The sequence below is a fragment of the Priestia sp. 40 genome (assembly GCF_049368575.1).
In the GTDB taxonomy this organism is placed as follows: Bacteria; Bacillota; Bacilli; order Bacillales; family Bacillaceae_H; genus Priestia; species Priestia zanthoxyli.
In genome coordinates, this window is sequence record NZ_JBMPZA010000005.1 from 1,664,532 (window position 1) to 1,681,448 (window position 16,917).

Genomic DNA, 16,917 nt, shown 5'->3' on the forward strand with positions numbered 1-16,917 from the left:
GACGTGACATTATGTCAAGACAGGTGTAAACTTAAAGCAAAATTCTTTGCTTCTAGGAGGAAGACATGAAAACAAAACAATTATCAGAACGTCAGCTTCTTGGCATCGCAGGGCTCGGATGGCTCTTCGATGCAATGGATGTTGGCATTTTGTCTTTTATCATTGCAGCTCTTCACGCTGAATGGGGACTTTCCCCTACTGAAATGAGTTGGATAGGCAGCGTTAACTCGATCGGGATGGCCGTTGGAGCTCTGGTGTTCGGGTTGCTTGCTGATCGAATTGGGCGAAAAACCGTTTTTATTGTGACTCTTGTTCTTTTTTCAGTGGCAAGCGGCCTTTCGGCTCTTACTACTACCCTTGCTGCTTTTTTAGTATTTCGATTTTTAATTGGAATGGGTTTAGGAGGAGAGCTGCCTGTTGCTTCTACACTTGTTTCTGAGACCGTGGCGCCGGAAAAACGGGGTAAAGTGGTCGTCTTGTTAGAAAGTTTTTGGGCGTTCGGCTGGCTACTGGCAGCGCTTATTTCTTACTTTGTAATCCCAGCTTACGGGTGGCAGCTAGCTCTTATCCTAACGGCTATTCCAGCGTTTTATGCCATTTATTTGCGCATCAAACTGCCAGATTCTCCTCAGTTTGTGGAAGCGACAAAAGAAAAGAAACCGTCGATTGCGGACAATGTAAGAAGCGTGTGGTCTAAGCCTTATCGTCAATCTACGATTATGCTGTGGGTTCTGTGGTTTTGCGTTGTATTTTCATATTACGGCATGTTTTTATGGCTACCTAGCGTCATGGTCATTAAAGGATTTAGCTTAATCAAAAGCTTTGAATACGTATTGATTATGACATTAGCTCAGCTGCCTGGCTATTATACGGCTGCTTGGTTTATTGAACGCATGGGCCGAAAATTCGTATTGGTCACATATCTGTTAGGTACGGCTGCCAGCGCATATATCTTCGGAAATGCGGAGTCACTTTGGCTGCTGCTAACAGCAGGAATGTTGTTGTCTTTCTTCAACTTAGGCGCTTGGGGAGCTTTATACGCGTATACACCTGAGCAATATCCGACATCTATTCGAGGCACAGGAGCTGGAATGGCCGCTTCTTTTGGACGAATTGGAGGAATTCTAGGACCGCTGTTAGTTGGGTATATGTCAACTCAAGGTGCTTCTTTAACCGTTACGTTCTCAATCTTTTGTGCAGCTATTTTAATCGGTGTTGGTTCGGTTGTTTTTCTAGGAAAAGAAACCAAACAAAAGCAGCTCGCATAAAAAAAGACGCTCTTTTAGAGCGTCTTTTTTGTGCTTATTATTTATTTTCTACTAGCTCTTTTTCGCCTGTCTCTACTTCCACGTCACGCTGAGCGAATACTTTCTTAGCTACGCTTAAAGCATTTAACACGCGAGGGAAACCTGTGTATGGAATTAATTGAATGATGCTTTCCACAATTTCATTCGGCTCTAGCCCAGCTGTTAAACCTGTGTTTAAATGCAGCTCAAGCTGAGGCTCTGTACCCTGAGTAACCAGTGATGAAATGGTTACTAATGCTCGCTGCTTATTCGTTAAACCTGGTCGTGAATAAATGTCTCCATAGGCAAATTCAATAATATATTTCCCAACGTCAGGAGCTAGGTCTTTTAAGTCTTCCGTAATTTTTAAATGAGTCGAAATATCATCGTTACTCGTTAACGTATATTCCATTAATTTATCTAAACCTTTTTGATAACTATTTTGTGCCATGTAAAATCAGCCTCCGTATTTTTTACTGACACCGCGCGGAATCAATGTTTGTTTTCGTGTATGTTTTCTACACTATCTACTTTAGCGCACATTCTTTCTTTCGTAAAATACATATATTCAATACAACATATGCATTTTATCTATATAAAACAGAATGCTGTTCATTCATATAGTGGAGGAATTGTTTAGAGGCATATGAAATATATTTATCTTTTTTTAAAATCAATCCTAAATCCCATGAAATTGAAGGATTAGTAATAGGAACTGCTTTTACGATAGCAGAATCCACTTTTGCTGCAATGGATTGTGGAAAGATAGATACACCTAAGTTTTCCGCGATCATTTCACCGATAAAATCCCATTGAGAGCTCTCGTAAGCTACATTAGGTTCAAATCCTGCTTGTTGACACGCCTGAATAAGCCGGTCGTGAAGCGTAAAATCTTCATTAAATAAAATAAATTTCTCTTGGGCTAGTTCATTAATTTCCACATGAGTTTTAGAGGCTAAAGGGTGAGAGTGGTGAACATATAAAAGCATTTTTTCAGAGATAAAAGGATTAATGTCAAAAAGATGTTCATTTACTGGAAGCACCGCTACACCTAGGTCTAACTCTCCTTTTTCTACTGCTTTTTGAACACGATTGGCTCCGTATTCAATAAGTTTAATTGTGATATCTGGATAGAGCTGCTGAAACCCTTTAATAATCTTTGGAAAGAACAGCACTCCAATCAATGGAGGAATTCCAATTTTAATCATTCCTTTTTTCAGATTCATCACATCATATAAATAAGTCGATAGCTCATCAATGGATGCCATAACTTTTTGTCCTTGCGCATACACAACTTCCCCGGCATCCGTTAAATCAATCTGTCTTGCGGAACGATCAATTAATTCTACTTCCAATTCTTCTTCTAAGTTTTTCACCATTTTGCTCAAGGTCGGCTGTGAAATATGAAGACTTTGAGATGCTTTAGTAAAGCTCCTTAATTTGGCGACTTCTAAAAAATAATTAAGCTGACGAATATCCATCTCTGCTCCTCCTATAGATAAAGCGAATATCTTTTATCTTATTTATTCATTTTACCTATTAACTTTTAAGATATACAGCAAAAAATCCGAACGATTTATCGTTCGGATATACCTTCACCTAAAATACTTTTGTCCTGTCCTTTTTTACTACGGTTATTTAAAATGTTTTGGCTGCTTGTGCTGCTTGTTCTAGGCCACTTTCAATAATTTCTTGAGCACGATCCGGAAACTGATTATGTCCCTCAATAATAACAGAGTTCACATCCGTAACTCCAAAAAATTGAAATACGCTGCTGACATATTTAACGGCCATTTCGACCTCAGCTGATGGACCTTCTGAATATACTCCGCCTCGCGCGTTTAATAACATCACTTTTTTATCGCCCAGTAATCCCACAGGACCTTCTGGCGTATACTTAAACGTTTTGCCTGCTTGATTTAAATAATCAAAGTACGTATGAAGCACTGCTGGCACAGTAAAATTCCAAAGCGGAAAGGCAATGACAATTTTATCAGCTTTCACAAATTGTTCTAAGTAATGATTAGCAATTTCTGCTGCTTTGTTTTCCGCTGCCGTCACTTCTAGCCCTCTTGCTAGTTTAAACTGACCGTTTATCATATCGGCACTTAGATAAGGAAGTTCTTCTTGAAACAAATTTAGTTCTATTATTTCTTCACCTTGGTGGGATTGTTGATAGCTTTCTAAAAACGCATTATATAATTTCACGCTAACCGCTTCACTTGCCGATCTATCATTTGCTTTTATAAAAAGAGTATAACTCATACTAAAACCTCCACTGATTGTTGATACTCTTATTTTATTCGCTTTGTCCTTACGTTTCGAACGACTTTATAATGAAATACTCTCATACTTTAGTCTGAAAAATCCTATATAAGAATTTATTAAAGAGCCAAAAATCACATTGACAACGATAATCATTATCATTAAAATTAGAGGGAAATTGATTGTTATCATTTAAAGTAAGGGGAGCTTTTTATGTGGTCAAGTTTGGCTTTGTCGCTTCGTGAAGGTTTAGAAGCATCACTTATCATTGGAATTATTTTAGCTCATGTTACAAAAGTAGGCCGAAAAGATTTAAAGTATTCTGTCTTCATCGGGGCTGCTGCTGGTCTTATCTTCAGCTTAGTATTTGGCTTCATTGGCTTCAATGAGGCGAAAGAGTTAGAAGAAGAGTCAGAAGAAATTTTTGAAGGAGTGATGATGCTTTTAGCTGCAGGTCTTATCGCTTATTTTATTCTATGGTTGCATCGAAGCAAAGAAATGACTTCTTCGGTCACATCAAAAATTTCCAGCAACTCTTCTAAATGGGGATTAATTACCTTAGCCTTTTTATCTGTCTTTCGTGAAGGAACAGAACTAATTATTTTTAATCTGACACAAGTAAATCAACACGCCTCTTCTATCGCATTTGGAAGTATAAGTGGTATTTTGCTGGCCGTCGTTATTACATACATTCTGTTTAAAACGGCTATTAAGCTGAACCTGTGGATTATCTTTAAAGCGCTTGGTGTTTTTCTTATTTTTATTGGCGGAGAGTTATGTGGTGAAGGTTTGGCTAAGCTATTTGAAGCTGGTGGAGAATCACTTGAAATAATTGGATTTAGTATCTTTACAGTTGCATCACTTTATCTGTTTTTCCAAACGGACTTGAAAAAATTACGAGTAAGAAAACAAAAATCGGCATCATAATTACACAAAAGCCGCCTGTTAACAGGCGGCTTTCTTAATTTGTAGATGAAACGGGAAGGTGAATCACAACTTCCGTTCCTTGTTCTTCTTCACTATTAATAAAAATCTCGCCTTTATGCTGACGGACAATAGTTTGTGCAATCGATAGTCCAAGCCCCGTTCCTCCCGTAGCTCTGCTTCTAGCTTTATCGACTCGATAGAAACGTTCAAAAATATGTGCAAGATCTTCCTTTGGAATACCAATTCCATAGTCTTTTACTTTGATAATGACATCTTCCTGCTTTTTTTCAACGGTCACTTCAATTTTATCCGTACTGTATTTAATTGCATTATCAAGCAAAATAATCAGCACTTGCTTCATTTTTAGTTCATCCACTTCAATCATAATTGGCGTTTGATCATAATGAAGAACTAATTCTCTTTTGTATACCTGCTGCAGCTGCTTAACGATTTGTTCAAAAATAAGAACAAGATCTGTTTGCTTCATATCAAGCGTTTGTTCTTTTTCCACACTTGCCAGATCAAGCAGCGTTTCAATCATTTTTTGCATTTTGGTTGCTTCCGCATAGATGGTGTCGATCGCATCTAGCGTAATTTCTTCATTTTTAATCCCTCTTCTTCTTAATAAATTAGAATAACTGCGAATAACGGTTAGAGGGGTTTTTAATTCATGAGAAGCATCGGAAACAAACTGGTTTTGCTTTTCAATATTTTCTCGCAAGCGGTCAATCATATGATTAAACGTAACAGTCATACCCTGCAGTTCATCTCTCGTCTCCGTTTGAATGAGAACTTTTTTAGGAACACCGCTCTCTTCAATCTCTTTCATTGTTGTGACCATATTTTTAATAGGATGCATAATGACGCGTGATAACCATCTTCCTCCTAAAAGCGACAGTAAAATGGAAACAAGCGAACAGAAAATCAAAATCGACAGCAAAATATCTTTACGGGTTTCAAAACCAGTCAGGAGCTCACCAATCTCAAGCGTTTCAACGACTTGATTATTGACTTTGACAGGCATGCGAATAACCAATACTTGCTTTTCTCTGATTTTGCGAAGTTTCACCTTTTTTTTCTTTGAAAATTCGGGCTTAATTTTCACTAGATGAGGATCATTTGATACTTGGTTAATGACCGTAGAATTTTCTGAGACTGTTCGGATAAATGAATGATTGGTCAAATAAAATTTTAGTAACTCCGGCGAGAGCTCCACGGAATGATCTTGTTGACCTTTTTGAATAATCTCGCGTGCTTTTTCGAATAAAATGTCCTGTTCCATATTCACCGTAGATTTAGTGAAGGAGAAAAAAACAACGATGTTCATGATTAATAAAATAACCACTAGCCATGCTGTTGTCAGCAAATTAATCTTCGTCGTGATCTTCATGTTTCTCCTCTTTCATCATATATCCTACGCCTCGCACCGTATGAATGAGAGAAGTAGAAAAACCTTCATCTACTTTTTTTCTTAAGTGACGAATATACACATCAATTACGTTCGTTTCTCCTTCATATTCATAGCCCCAAACGTTTGTGAGAATTCCTTCTCTCGTGACAATTTTATTTTTATTCGTAAGCAAATACACGACTAAATCATACTCTTTCGGTGTCAGCGTAATGGATTCGTTGTTTCTAAGGACTTCCCTTGTTTCAAGATTAATAGTCAAATCACTTATCGTTAAGAGCTCCGCTTCAGCTTCTTTCGTTCCTGATGCTTCTACAAGCGAACGATAGCGAATACAAGAGCGAACCCGTGCTAACAGTTCTTCAATTTCAAACGGTTTTGTCACATAATCATTAGCCCCTTGATCTAAGCCCATTACCTTATCCAGCGTCGTGTTTCTGGCAGTTAATAAAATAACTGGCGTAAATACTTCCGCTTTCCGAAGTCTTCTTAACACCTCTATACCGCTCAGACTTGGAAGCATCACGTCTAGCAAAATGAGGTCATATTGAGCGGATATTGCCGTCTCTAACCCCGCTTTCCCGTCGTACTCAATATCTACTTCATAATCTTCAAATTCCAATTCAATCTTTAACACTTTCGCAATTTGCGCTTCATCTTCCACAATTAAAATTTTCTCTTTCATGTTATACACCTCTCACCATGTGTCTTAAGTGAAAGAATAGCTTCTTTAGATAAAAAAACAACACCTTTTTCAAAAGATGTTTGTTTTTTTATCTAAACCCTACTTTTTCAACATACTTGTTCTTTAGCTTATCCTTATTGTTTATAAACATGAATGTTTTACGCATGAAGACCAATTGTTTGCTTTTCACCTAAAATCCAATTGACTACTGCTAAAAGTTCTTCAGGCGTTTGTGCTTCGATTTCTTTATGATAAGCAGCAATGGCGTTATATAATGTGTTCATTTTATCAGCATCCTGCAGCACTTCCTGTAGCTGATTTTCTAACGATTGATCTGTCTTTAGTTCTTGAACTAAGTTTCGCTCTGTTAAATAGCGTAAATTTACTTCTTCTTGACCCGGTAAAGCAGAATGAACAAAAATCGGTAAATTTTTGCGAAGAGCTTCACTGACCGTGATACCACCTGGCTTTGTTACAATAGCATCCACTTGTTCATACAGTTCATTCATTTTTGTGCGTGATGAAATGTACGGAATTGGTGTAACGTGCTGTAATTCCCATCCCTTGATTTCTTCGTATAACTTTTGATTTTTGCCGCATAAAACAAAATAATGAAAATGGCGCGCTTCTTTTAAATCATTGTAGAAATCCATAATATTACCTAGGCCGCTGCTGCCTCCGGCAATTAAAATATTTTGGTTACCATGATGCTTAACAGTTCTTGTTTTTGTTATTTCTTCATGTACCGGTATTCCTGTGACCAACATATTTTGAAGTGGGATTTCACTTTGAGCATGAAGCCCTCTTTTTACTTCTTCACTCGGAAGAAAGTGAAAGTCAATTTCTTCTTTCCCCCATAAATTATTAATAAAGAAATCCGTGTAGACATTTATAATAGGAACATTGCACTTTCCTTTTGCTTTTAATTGACTGAGCAAATAAGAAGGAAATCCATGTGTGCATATAATTAAATCCGGATTTTCTTCTTTAACTAAGTGCTCCATTTTTTTTGCGAATACGTGATGATACCATTTGAATGAATGAACAGGCGGTTCATAAAAGAGATGTTTGTATGCCATATTGTACGTTTCTGGAGCATAACGAATCCATTTCAAATACGTGCCTGTAACCACTTTTTCTAATAGTTCGTTCGTGTAACTTAATAAATCTATTTTTTTATAACAAATATTTGTTGTTCTTCTTTCCATTATATCCATTAACGCCTCTGCCACTTGATGATGGCCAGAAGGCATTTTTAGAAGAGGTAAAAATAAAACCTTTTTCAACTGTTTCATCTCCTATTCTAAAAGCAGTTTCTTCCTCTCCTTTTTATATCATTAAATACCCTTAAATTTCTGATTTTAATTGATTTTTAATGTGAAATTCATCGTTTTTTTAGAGTGTCAATCTAAACTAAGAGTGAAAAGTACTGTATAAGGAGAAAACAAATGAACCTCAATTACGAAGTATTTCAGTGGATTAACTCGTTTGCTGGTAAATCCAGCGCAATGGATTCTGTAATGGTTATGATTACGAATAGCGTTCCTTATTTTATAATGGCTTGTTTGCTTTTGCTTTGGTTTAGCGGAAAAACAGAAAGAACAATTTATCACCGTTACACGGCTTTATACATCTTGTTTACAATTGTACTTTCTCTATGTATCAATGAAGTCATTCACTTGGTCTATTACCACCCGCGTCCGTTTGTAACTCATCACGTTCATAAGCTGATTCCGCACCCGGCTAATTCATCTTTTGTTAGTGATCATTCGATTTTAGTCTTTTCTGCTGCTTGGATCATGTGGTTACGAAAAAACAAATGGAGAAGCATCATTTTTATATGGGCTGTCATCTCGGGCCTTTCACGCATTTACGTAGGTGTCCACTATCCAGCAGATGTACTTGGAGGCATGGTAATTGCGGGAGCTATCAGCTGCTTTGTTATCTATCTTTCAGATAAAACAGCTCCTCTTATCCAGCGATTATTCTGGATTCACGATGTGATTATCAAGCGTATTCCGTTTCTGTCTCCTTACACGCATGAACAAATTAGTAAAAAAAATCATTCAGCTTAAAGACGCTGAGACAAAAATAGTATAGTTGAAGTGAAAAACGAACCATTAATCAAACCGTTTGATCAGTGGTTCGTTTTTTTGGGTTACGATGAACGTAGATTTTATCTGTTTCGTTCCTTCTGGCAGTTGATTGGAGGGCAAAGAGAAGACTCCTGCGGGAACAGCGGAACAGGTTAGATTCCGCAGAAGCGCAAGCGACGAGGAGGCTCACCGGCCGCCCGCGGAAAGCGAAGTCTTGCACGGAAATCAACTGCCGTGTCACAAGCGGTCCATAAGGGCTCATTTATCCGATTTGTTCGTCTTTAGATTAAATTGATTTCGTTATATCTCACTCTCTTTTTATTATTTATAAAAAAAGATTATTCACTTTCTTGACTTTCACTTTTATTTATTTTATATTAGTTGATGTATCAAACATTGATGTATCAAATATTAATTCATCAATAAATATCATAGAAAAAGGGAGCGACTTTCTTGTCACATTCATGTTCTGAAAAAGCAAATGTTCTGTATGCTCTGCAAGAAGTTAATAAACAAATTAATCAAAAGTTTGAGCATTGTACCGGTGTTAGCCAATCACGTCTTGATATTTTACATCAGCTTTATGAAACAGGTGAAATGAGTCAAAAGGCGCTTCAACAGCAAGTGAACATTGACAATGCTGCAATTACAAGGCATTTAAAGCAGCTCGAAGAAAGAGATGTTGTATCACGCCGTAAAAACCCTGATGACAACCGCGTAACATTTGTAAAGCTTACGAAAAGCGGACATGAAAAAATCGGTGCATTTCGAAACGAAAAAGCTCGCTTTATTGATGAAGCATTTAAAGATTTCAGCGAAGAAGAACAGCTGCTGCTTTCCAAAATGCTTGAGCGTTTAAAAGTAAACATTTCGGCCATTGAACGGTCATAACATTTTTAACATAAAGGAGAGTTCATCATGACACAAACAAAAACACTAAACAATGATTTCCAAGATATTATTACAGGGCGCAGATCTATTCGTTATTACGATCCATCTGTCAAAATCAGCCGTGAAGAAATGAAAGAAATTTTAACAGAAGCGACGCTAGCTCCATCTTCTGTTAATGCACAGCCTTGGCGCTTTCTAGTAATTGATAGCCCTGAAGGAAAAGCAACACTAGCTCCGCTTGCTAAATTTAATCAGTCACAAGTAGAAACATCGGCAGCTGTTATTGCGATATTCGGCGATTTAAAAAGTGAAGAAAATTTAGATGAAATTTACGATAAAGCTGTTGAACTAGGCTATATGCCACAAGAAATTAGAGACATGCAAATTCCTAAAATTAAAGCGCACTACGCAGCTGCTTCTGAAGAATTAAATAAAGAAACGGTATTAATTGACGGCGGTTTAGTATCTATGCAGTTAATGCTTGCTGCACGTGCTCACGGTTATGATACAAACGCTATTGGCGGTTATGAAAAAGATCAAATTGCCGAAGCATTCGGTTTAGACAAAGAGCGCTATGCACCGGTTATGTTACTTTCAATCGGCAAAGCAGCAAATAGTGGCTACCCGTCTGTACGTTTACCAATCGAAAAAGTAGCTCAATTTAGATAATAAAAAAGGTGCTGTGTATTCAGCACCTTTTTTTATCCTCCACTAACAGGCGGAATAAATGCAACGGTATCTCCCGTTCCAATGGTTTCTTCATCTGTTACAAACTCTTCGTTGACTGCTGTCATCGTTTGCTTTAGAGAGGACAGCTTATACGTTTTTTGTACATATTCCTTTAATTCCTTCACTGTTATACCTTGCTTATCAACTGTTACTTGTTCCACTCCAGCCTCTTCACGTATAGCAGCGAAAAATAAAACGTTAATCATTTTTACATCTCCTTCAATGGCTTTCCTTCAGGATATTCTTTCGTTTCTAACTGATCTCCAATCCATTTTGTTCCGTCTTCCCAAAATTCTTTTTTCCAAATTGGCACAATTTGCTTAATACGTTCAATAGCATACTCGTTTGCTTCATAAGCTGTTTTGCGATGCGGAGAAGAAACGGCAATAACTACTGCAACTTCTGTTATATCAAGCTTCCCGATTCGATGAGTAATAGCTGCCAAAGCATCGGGCCACTTTTCCTGAATTTCGTCACCAATTTGGCTCAGCATTTTCACTGCCATTGGCACATAGGCTTGATATTCAAGAGATAGGGTCTTCTTGCCTTTTGTAAATTCTCTTACCGTTCCAATAAATGTCGTAATAGCTCCCGCGTCTCTTCTAGAAACTTTTTTAATTATTTCATCTACGGCAATTGGCTGATTTACTACTTCAAATAAGTGCTGGTTCATCTTCTTTCCCCCACTTCTTTCAATAAAAAATTAAGATAAAGCTCGTCTTCTTGTAAGTGAAACATTGGATATACTCCCTGCACTTCTTTTTTAAGCGGAACGTGACTAATTACGCATATAATATTGGTTAGAGAGGAAAGCAGAACAAGATCTTCTTCACTTCGAATCAAGACTGCTTTTGGATAGGATTCTTTTTTATATCCTTCAACAAAAATGATCTCTGGCGAGAAAAATTGATAAAAATCAATCAGCTTTTTTAGGCTCCAGTCTTTACTATCTGCCGTAAGCTGAAGGATTCCACCTCCTTCTACACCTGCCACATCGGCACCTGCTCGCTGGTGGCGATGACTGTCTTTTAACCCGCTGCTGCTATCTGGAGGTCCACCGTGTCCATGGTGCTTAATAGAGCCTACACATAGATTGAATTGTTTCGCTTTTTTAATTAACTTTTCCACTAAAGTAGTTTTTCCGCTATTTTGAAATCCAACTACTTGTAAAACGGTGCAACGTGCTACCAAGGCCATTCACTTCCCTGTACGTCATCTAGCAATAAGACGTCAACCAGCATTCCTTTTTTGTACCCTCTCGTCCCTCCAGGAAATATAATTAACGTATCCGCATGAGCTAAAGACGAAACCGCACTAGATTTTGTAAAGCTTAATGGAGAAGCAATTAGCTGCCCTTCCCTGTATGAAAGCCTGCCAGATACAAATCGCATAAAAGGATTTGGCTTTAAGAAGTCTTTTCCTAACAAAGCTTTTTCTTTCCGAAGATGAGGGGTGCTTTTACCCGCATATGTACTGATTACCGGACGTGCCAGAAGTTCAAAACCGACATAGCACGCTGTAGGATTTCCCGATAGGCCAAATAAAAGCTTCTCTTCCATACGAGCAACCGTTGTTACACTGCCTGGCCTCATCGCTATTTTATTAAAAAGAACTTCGGCTTGTAATTGCTTATAAACATCGGGTAGATAATCATAGTCTCCTACTGAAACGCCACCCGTTGTAATCAGCATGTCCACTTCTGACAGTGCAGATTTTACCGCGTTGTAGCACTGACTTAAATCATCGGGCATGATACCAAAATAGTTCACTTCGCCTCCAGCTTTTTCAATTTGGGCACGAAGCATATGAGCATTGCTATTACGAATTTTCCCTAGCTGAACAGGATCACTCACTTCCACTAGTTCACTTCCAGTTGCAAGTAATCCAACTACAGGCTTTTTGAAGACAGCTACGTTATCATAGCCAAATGTGGCTAAAAGAGCAGATACTCCCGGAGTGATATATGTTCCTTTTGAAGCTAACATAGTGCCTTTTGTTGTTTCTTCTCCTTGGAAAGAAACGTTATCTCCGCTGTTAAACGAACGCTTGATTTGAACGATCGGCTGATCGTCTTTCGTATATTCTTTTGTTACTTCAAGCATCGCAACCGCATCGCAGCCTTTTGGAATAGGCGCTCCTGTCATAATACGCACAGCCTGCATCGCGTTGACTGTATGTTCAAAAACAGAACCCGCTCCTATCTCTCCTCGAACAGCCAGTTCTACTGGATGAAGTGATGATGCTTCTTTCGTATCTTGCGATCGAACGGCAAAACCATCATATGGAGAACGATCAAAAGCAGGGATATCATGATCTGCTATTAAATCTTCAGCTAAAAATCTGCCGTGAGCTTCTTCAAGGGCAATGATTTCTTGCTTTCCGTTTTTTGCATACTGCATCACTCGTCCAACGCATTCTCCAACAGGGATAGGAGTTCGCTTTTCTCTCATTCTTTTCACTCCTCTACTCATCCTAGTAAACGATAATATAAGCTTTTCGCAAATTGAATATCATTCGTTCCATGAATAAATACACGGCCATCTTGAAAAATTACAAAGCGCTGCTCTGGAAGCTGACATGACAGAAGGTATGGATTGCGGTCCACTTCCCCCTGTTTTTTTAACCGCTTTTCCAATTCATCAAAGTTGTGTAAATGCTGCTGTGAGGGTCTGATTTGAACCGTCTCTCTGCCGCAAAGAACTTCTGTTTTAAGCTGATTTTCATACGCTAAGTACGGATACGTTCGGGTCGATCCGCAAGAAGAACATTTATCACTTTTCATTTTGCCCGTCTTAAATTCAGCGTGCTGATTATTCCAGACGTCAAAGGTTAAAAATGTGTGGCGCAAAGCTTCAACATCTTCGACTAAAATTTTTAATGCTTCGGTTATTTGATAGGCTGCCACGATTTGAACAGCTGGACTGATAATTCCTGCTGTCTCACAGGTTGCTCCTCCGACAGGCACTTTTTTCAATATGCAGTGCAGACAAGGGGTTACATTTGGGATAACGGTATAAGTGGTGCCATAGCTTCCCACACATGAGCCGTATATCCAAGGGACTTCATGCTTATGTGACAAATCATTTAAAATAAAACGGATGTCGAAATTATCTGTTGCATCGATGATCACATCAGCTGTTTGGACGATATTTTCTAAATTAGCAGGCTGAGCATCCATCACCAGCGCTTCAATCTTCACTTCCGTGTTTATTTGACGCAAACGATTTTTTGCTGCTACAGCTTTAGGTAGTTTGTTTTGCGCATCTTGTTCTGTATAAAGCTGCTGACGCTGTAGATTACTCCATTCTACATAATCACGATCTACAAGAGTCAATTTTCCAATTCCAGCACGCACAAGGGCTTCTGCGCTAGCGCTGCCTAGAGCCCCTGCACCTACAACTAAAACATGCTTACTTCTAATTTGCTGCTGCCCTTTGTTTCCAACTGGCTGGAAAAGCTGCTGACGTGAATAACGTTCTGTCACTCTTTTCTCTCCCTTTCTCATTCAATCTCTCACTTCACTATCTATTCCTTCGTCAAAGATATTTCTTTAAAAACATGCTATTATACACATAAAGCTAAACTGCTTCACGGAGGATTTTTTGCATAAATATACAAATATATTTTGATGGAGGTATTTAATAGATGTCCATTGCCGGCATTGTATTAGCAGGAGGGAAATCTTCTCGCTACGGTCAACCAAAAATGTTTGAAACCTATAACAAGAAATCATTTTACGAATACAGTATAGATGCATTAAAAGAAAATCACGTTACACCTATACTTGTGTCTACCAACCAAGATTTACTTCCTTATTTTCAAAGAAAGGATGTTACATTTGCAGTTGAAAAATGCCCGTATCAAGGACCTTTGTATGCAATTCATCATGCTTTAACTGCAATTGATTGCCGTGCTGAATGGTTCTTTATTCTTTCGTGTGACATTCCTTTTGTTAACGCTGAGTTTGTTCATAATATGATTATCCTAACTCAGACGAACTCAGCTGATATTGTTCTTCCTGTTCAGCCAAATCACATGCACCCGCTTCTAGCACTCTATCACCGTAGAACGCTTCCTCTTATTGAACAACTCGTTACGCAAGGTGAAAGAAGGCTTACAGGATTGTTGAATCGGACAAACGTCCTTCGCGTGCCTTTTTCAGCAGAAGATCCCACTTTTATAAATGTAAATCATCGCAGTGATTGGCATGTATAAAGCTTTTTTGAATTATCCACCAATATGAGACATTTCTACTTTTTCAGCGCCTTGGACCTGTCTTCCGTTAGCCCGCTCATCTGAGTAACGATCTTTCCGATGATTCCAGATATCAGAAATGGTCTCACAAACAGTATGATCAGATGCTTCTGACCGTATCAGTGTCCGGAGGTCATATCCTTTTGACGCAAACAAACAGGTATAGAGCTTTCCTTCAGCCGATACTCTTGCGCGTGAACAAGTGGAACAGAATGAATCTGTGACAGATGAAATGATACCAATTTCCTCTTCTGTCCCGACATACCGATACCTGGTGGCTACTTCTCCTGTGTAATGAGGCGGTATTTCTTCAAGAGGCATTTCTTGTCCAACTATATCAAGAATTTGTTTCTTTGTTATAACCTCATCCATTTTCCATCCGTTTGAATTTCCAACATCCATATATTCAATAAAACGGAGCGTATGTTTTTTGCCTTTAAAATATTGGGCCATCGGAAGGATATCCTGCTCGTTCTTACCCTTTTGGACAACCATATTTATTTTGACTGAAATTCCCGCAAGAGCTGCTGCCTCTATTCCTTCTAATACTCGTTTGACGCTTCCTCGGTTTCCATTCAGCTCTTGAAATCTCACCTCATCAAGCGAGTCTAAGCTGACGGTTACTCTTGATAATCCCGCTTTTGATAAGGCTTCTGCATGCTTCTTTAACAGTGAGCCGTTTGTTGTGATCGCAATATCATCTATCCCCTCAATTTGCTTCAGACGATTGATTAGATCTGGCAAGCCTTTTCTTAGTAGCGGCTCTCCTCCCGTTATACGCACTTTTTTTACTCCTAGCGATGCGAATAATCTAGTGAGCCTCTCTAATTCATCAAACGAAAGAATGTTTTCGGCAGGTAAAAATGGATAGTCTGCTCCAAAAATTTCTTCAGGCATACAATATCGACAGCGAAAGTTACAGCGATCTGTTACTGACAAACGCAAGTCTCGTAAAGGACGCTTTAAAGTATCAACTATAGCGTATGACATCTGCCTCATCTCTCCTCTCTCTAGCTGTCAGCTTCTTCACAGCAGATTAACTCTCTCTTAAAATTCTTTCCGGGCATGTATAAATATTCAACGAATCATTTCGAATAAACCCTACCGTTGTAATTCCCAATTCTTCTGCAAGATTTAAAGCAAGTTCAGTCGGAGCAGATTTTGAAAGAACCACTTCACACCCGATCTTCGCCACTTTCAGCAAAATTTCTGAAGAAATACGGCCGCTGAAAACGACTACTTTATCTCTAATTGAAATATGGTGTTTTAAGCAATACCCGTATAGTTTATCTAGGGCATTGTGCCTACCAATGTCCATTCTGCTAAGCATAAAACCATTTTTATCACAAATGGCAGCGTTATGAACGCCACCCGTTTCTTGAAACGTAGCAGCAGATTGCTGAAGCTTATTCATCAATTGAAAACAATCCTTAATTGAAAGTTCTACCGATATATCATTCATTTTTTTAGCAGTCAGCGCATCATTTATAAAGACAAACCCTTGTCTGCTCGCCCCGCAGCAAGACGTGATATATCGTTTATTTTGAAGGTTTTGAAAATATGGGTTTAATTTATCTATTGTAACATGAACATACCCTTCTTTTTCTTGAACCCATATGTTTTTAATATCTTTATATTCTCGAATAACCCCTTCAGATGCTAAATAGCCAATTACCATTTCTTCAATGTATTGAGGGCTACATACCATCGTGACAAACTCTTCTTCATTAATTTTTACAGTCACAGGAAACTCCGTTACAATTTTATCTTCGAAGCTTTCCATTTGACCATTTCTAAATCTAAGAACTGTACGCTTCTTAACGGTCGAGTTCATGTGATGTCTCCTTTTTTAAATAATGTTTTTATCAAAAACGAATACGGAAACCGCTATATTTTCTTTTATTTTCATATCTGAAAATAAATTAACCAACTTTGCTCCTACCAATTCTTCTAGCCCTTCCGGCGGATTCGATGCATATACATCTTGGATCATTTTTGTTCGAGCTAGATGAACCATGTCACATCCTTCAGAAGTGCTTGCAATAAATGTTTCTGTCGGAGTTAAATTTCCATACAGTGTTGAGACAGCCATATTTTCAACAAAAACCGTATGTATTCTTTCCGGTCCTTTTCCAAATAAATCTTTTCGAAGCTTCCGAATAATATCATTAAATTCATGAATAGTTTTTGACATAATCAACGCTCTCCCACCGATTAAAATTAAATTGTGCATTTTATTCCTACAGTTTTTTTATCATAAATCAACACTTCAAAAAATAAAAGCCTAAAATCTTTGCAGCAAAACTTTTGAAGAGAGTTGGGTATTTAAAAAAGTTGTGCATTTAAAAACGTAGCGATATAATTATAAATAACCGA

21 protein-coding genes are annotated in these 16,917 nt (G+C 38.2%); 7 read left to right on the plus strand and 14 right to left on the minus strand.

Going from position 1 to position 16,917, the window contains the following annotated elements:
• Positions 1-65 precede the first annotated feature (65 nt).
• A complete protein-coding gene (locus ACO1DI_RS09780; protein WP_116741534.1) occupies positions 66-1,268 on the plus strand; it encodes an MFS transporter in 1,203 nt (400 codons plus the stop codon).
• Positions 1,269-1,305: 37 nt separating this feature from the next.
• On the opposite strand, the gene ACO1DI_RS09785 is transcribed toward ACO1DI_RS09780, so the two are convergent.
• The 3 genes from ACO1DI_RS09785 to ACO1DI_RS09795 all read right to left on the minus strand — a co-directional run bounded on the left by ACO1DI_RS09785 (position 1,306) and on the right by ACO1DI_RS09795 (position 3,551).
• Entirely contained in the window at positions 1,306-1,737 is a 432-nt protein-coding gene (locus ACO1DI_RS09785; protein WP_014457862.1) for a carboxymuconolactone decarboxylase family protein, read from the minus strand.
• 136 nt (positions 1,738-1,873) lie between these two features.
• The gene (locus ACO1DI_RS09790; RefSeq protein WP_014457861.1) at positions 1,874-2,767 is read right to left on the minus strand and encodes a LysR family transcriptional regulator; all 894 of its coding nucleotides are present in this window, start codon (positions 2,765-2,767) and stop codon (positions 1,874-1,876) included.
• Positions 2,768-2,924: 157 nt separating this feature from the next.
• Positions 2,925-3,551 carry an FMN-dependent NADH-azoreductase gene (locus ACO1DI_RS09795; protein ID WP_226556353.1) on the minus strand — a complete coding sequence of 209 codons (627 nt, stop codon included), beginning with the start codon at positions 3,549-3,551 and terminating at the stop codon, positions 2,925-2,927.
• Positions 3,552-3,764: 213 nt separating this feature from the next.
• Between ACO1DI_RS09795 and ACO1DI_RS09800 the strand changes: the two genes are divergently transcribed.
• Positions 3,765-4,478 (plus strand): FTR1 family iron permease, encoded by a 714-nt coding sequence (locus ACO1DI_RS09800; protein WP_014457859.1) that lies wholly within the window; start codon positions 3,765-3,767, stop codon positions 4,476-4,478.
• Positions 4,479-4,512: 34 nt separating this feature from the next.
• On the opposite strand, the gene ACO1DI_RS09805 is transcribed toward ACO1DI_RS09800, so the two are convergent.
• The 3 genes from ACO1DI_RS09805 to ACO1DI_RS09815 form a co-directional block, all read right to left on the minus strand.
• Positions 4,513-5,868, minus strand: a complete 1,356-nt coding sequence (locus ACO1DI_RS09805; RefSeq protein WP_014457858.1) for a sensor histidine kinase — start codon at positions 5,866-5,868, stop codon at positions 4,513-4,515.
• Positions 5,846-6,571 carry a response regulator transcription factor gene (locus tag ACO1DI_RS09810; protein ID WP_042991828.1) on the minus strand — a complete coding sequence of 242 codons (726 nt, stop codon included), beginning with the start codon at positions 6,569-6,571 and terminating at the stop codon, positions 5,846-5,848. Before ACO1DI_RS09810 ends, ACO1DI_RS09805 begins: the two co-directional genes overlap by 23 nt.
• A gap of 158 nt (positions 6,572-6,729) precedes the next feature.
• Entirely contained in the window at positions 6,730-7,866 is a 1,137-nt protein-coding gene (locus ACO1DI_RS09815) for an MGDG synthase family glycosyltransferase (RefSeq protein WP_423145213.1), read from the minus strand.
• Between the two features lie 153 nt (positions 7,867-8,019).
• Between ACO1DI_RS09815 and ACO1DI_RS09820 the strand changes: the two genes are divergently transcribed.
• The 4 genes from ACO1DI_RS09820 (at position 8,020) to ACO1DI_RS09835 (ending at position 10,227) form a co-directional block, all read left to right on the plus strand.
• Entirely contained in the window at positions 8,020-8,646 is a 627-nt protein-coding gene (locus ACO1DI_RS09820; protein WP_209368010.1) for an undecaprenyl-diphosphatase, read from the plus strand.
• A gap of 30 nt (positions 8,647-8,676) precedes the next feature.
• Positions 8,677-8,823, plus strand: coding sequence for a hypothetical protein (locus ACO1DI_RS09825; protein ID WP_226556356.1), 147 nt, complete (start codon positions 8,677-8,679; stop codon positions 8,821-8,823).
• Between the two features lie 297 nt (positions 8,824-9,120).
• Positions 9,121-9,558: a MarR family winged helix-turn-helix transcriptional regulator gene (locus ACO1DI_RS09830; RefSeq protein WP_013085370.1), complete on the plus strand. Its 438-nt coding sequence runs from the start codon at positions 9,121-9,123 to the stop codon at positions 9,556-9,558.
• A gap of 27 nt (positions 9,559-9,585) precedes the next feature.
• The gene (locus ACO1DI_RS09835) at positions 9,586-10,227 is read left to right on the plus strand and encodes a nitroreductase family protein (protein WP_013059680.1); all 642 of its coding nucleotides are present in this window, start codon (positions 9,586-9,588) and stop codon (positions 10,225-10,227) included.
• A gap of 32 nt (positions 10,228-10,259) precedes the next feature.
• On the opposite strand, the gene moaD is transcribed toward ACO1DI_RS09835, so the two are convergent.
• The 5 genes from moaD to ACO1DI_RS09860 are packed head-to-tail and all read right to left on the minus strand — an operon-like array spanning position 10,260 to position 13,771.
• Entirely contained in the window at positions 10,260-10,493 is a 234-nt protein-coding gene (gene moaD, locus ACO1DI_RS09840; RefSeq protein WP_209368012.1) for a molybdopterin converting factor subunit 1, read from the minus strand.
• Between the two features lie 2 nt (positions 10,494-10,495).
• A complete protein-coding gene (locus tag ACO1DI_RS09845; RefSeq protein WP_140451778.1) occupies positions 10,496-10,960 on the minus strand; it encodes a molybdenum cofactor biosynthesis protein MoaE in 465 nt (154 codons plus the stop codon).
• The gene (gene mobB / locus ACO1DI_RS09850) at positions 10,957-11,484 is read right to left on the minus strand and encodes a molybdopterin-guanine dinucleotide biosynthesis protein B (protein ID WP_209368014.1); all 528 of its coding nucleotides are present in this window, start codon (positions 11,482-11,484) and stop codon (positions 10,957-10,959) included. The genes ACO1DI_RS09845 and mobB overlap by 4 nt, the downstream gene beginning before the upstream one ends.
• On the minus strand, positions 11,472-12,737 hold the full coding sequence (gene glp, locus ACO1DI_RS09855; protein ID WP_423145214.1) for a gephyrin-like molybdotransferase Glp: 1,266 nt from the start codon (positions 12,735-12,737) through the stop codon (positions 11,472-11,474). Before glp ends, mobB begins: the two co-directional genes overlap by 13 nt.
• A gap of 17 nt (positions 12,738-12,754) precedes the next feature.
• Positions 12,755-13,771, minus strand: a complete 1,017-nt coding sequence (locus tag ACO1DI_RS09860) for a molybdopterin-synthase adenylyltransferase MoeB (protein WP_140451779.1) — start codon at positions 13,769-13,771, stop codon at positions 12,755-12,757.
• 161 nt (positions 13,772-13,932) lie between these two features.
• Between ACO1DI_RS09860 and mobA the strand changes: the two genes are divergently transcribed.
• On the plus strand, positions 13,933-14,502 hold the full coding sequence (gene mobA / locus ACO1DI_RS09865; RefSeq protein ID WP_209368018.1) for a molybdenum cofactor guanylyltransferase: 570 nt from the start codon (positions 13,933-13,935) through the stop codon (positions 14,500-14,502).
• A gap of 12 nt (positions 14,503-14,514) precedes the next feature.
• Here mobA and moaA read toward each other — a convergent pair whose 3' ends face one another.
• From moaA to ACO1DI_RS09880, 3 genes are all read right to left on the minus strand, one after another.
• Positions 14,515-15,531: a GTP 3',8-cyclase MoaA gene (gene moaA, locus ACO1DI_RS09870; protein WP_209368020.1), complete on the minus strand. Its 1,017-nt coding sequence runs from the start codon at positions 15,529-15,531 to the stop codon at positions 14,515-14,517.
• A 46-nt stretch (positions 15,532-15,577) separates the two neighbouring features.
• Complete coding sequence (gene fdhD / locus ACO1DI_RS09875; protein WP_405083487.1) at positions 15,578-16,324, minus strand: formate dehydrogenase accessory sulfurtransferase FdhD; 747 nt, start codon at positions 16,322-16,324, stop codon at positions 15,578-15,580.
• 66 nt (positions 16,325-16,390) lie between these two features.
• Complete coding sequence (locus ACO1DI_RS09880; RefSeq protein ID WP_013059689.1) at positions 16,391-16,735, minus strand: DUF2294 domain-containing protein; 345 nt, start codon at positions 16,733-16,735, stop codon at positions 16,391-16,393.
• Positions 16,736-16,917 lie beyond the last annotated feature (182 nt).

Bases quoted from the DNA above. Each gene is read 5' to 3' on its own strand.
- ACO1DI_RS09780 (WP_116741534.1), top strand. From the start codon at position 66: ATGAAAACAAAACAATTATCAGAACGTCAGCTTCTTGGCATCGCAGGG.
- ACO1DI_RS09785 (WP_014457862.1), bottom strand. From the start codon at position 1,737: ATGGCACAAAATAGTTATCAAAAAGGTTTAGATAAATTAATGGAATAT.
- ACO1DI_RS09790 (WP_014457861.1), bottom strand. From the start codon at position 2,767: ATGGATATTCGTCAGCTTAATTATTTTTTAGAAGTCGCCAAATTAAGG.
- ACO1DI_RS09795 (WP_226556353.1), bottom strand. From the start codon at position 3,551: ATGAGTTATACTCTTTTTATAAAAGCAAATGATAGATCGGCAAGTGAA.
- ACO1DI_RS09800 (WP_014457859.1), top strand. From the start codon at position 3,765: ATGTGGTCAAGTTTGGCTTTGTCGCTTCGTGAAGGTTTAGAAGCATCA.
- ACO1DI_RS09805 (WP_014457858.1), bottom strand. From the start codon at position 5,868: ATGAAGATCACGACGAAGATTAATTTGCTGACAACAGCATGGCTAGTG.
- ACO1DI_RS09810 (WP_042991828.1), bottom strand. From the start codon at position 6,571: ATGAAAGAGAAAATTTTAATTGTGGAAGATGAAGCGCAAATTGCGAAA.
- ACO1DI_RS09815 (WP_423145213.1), bottom strand. From the start codon at position 7,866: ATGAAACAGTTGAAAAAGGTTTTATTTTTACCTCTTCTAAAAATGCCT.
- ACO1DI_RS09820 (WP_209368010.1), top strand. From the start codon at position 8,020: ATGAACCTCAATTACGAAGTATTTCAGTGGATTAACTCGTTTGCTGGT.
- ACO1DI_RS09835 (WP_013059680.1), top strand. From the start codon at position 9,586: ATGACACAAACAAAAACACTAAACAATGATTTCCAAGATATTATTACA.
- moaD (WP_209368012.1), bottom strand. From the start codon at position 10,493: ATGATTAACGTTTTATTTTTCGCTGCTATACGTGAAGAGGCTGGAGTG.
- ACO1DI_RS09845 (WP_140451778.1), bottom strand. From the start codon at position 10,960: ATGAACCAGCACTTATTTGAAGTAGTAAATCAGCCAATTGCCGTAGAT.
- mobB (WP_209368014.1), bottom strand. From the start codon at position 11,484: ATGGCCTTGGTAGCACGTTGCACCGTTTTACAAGTAGTTGGATTTCAA.
- glp (WP_423145214.1), bottom strand. From the start codon at position 12,737: ATGAGAGAAAAGCGAACTCCTATCCCTGTTGGAGAATGCGTTGGACGA.
- mobA (WP_209368018.1), top strand. From the start codon at position 13,933: ATGTCCATTGCCGGCATTGTATTAGCAGGAGGGAAATCTTCTCGCTAC.
- moaA (WP_209368020.1), bottom strand. From the start codon at position 15,531: ATGTCATACGCTATAGTTGATACTTTAAAGCGTCCTTTACGAGACTTG.
- fdhD (WP_405083487.1), bottom strand. From the start codon at position 16,324: ATGGAAAGCTTCGAAGATAAAATTGTAACGGAGTTTCCTGTGACTGTA.
- ACO1DI_RS09880 (WP_013059689.1), bottom strand. From the start codon at position 16,735: ATGTCAAAAACTATTCATGAATTTAATGATATTATTCGGAAGCTTCGA.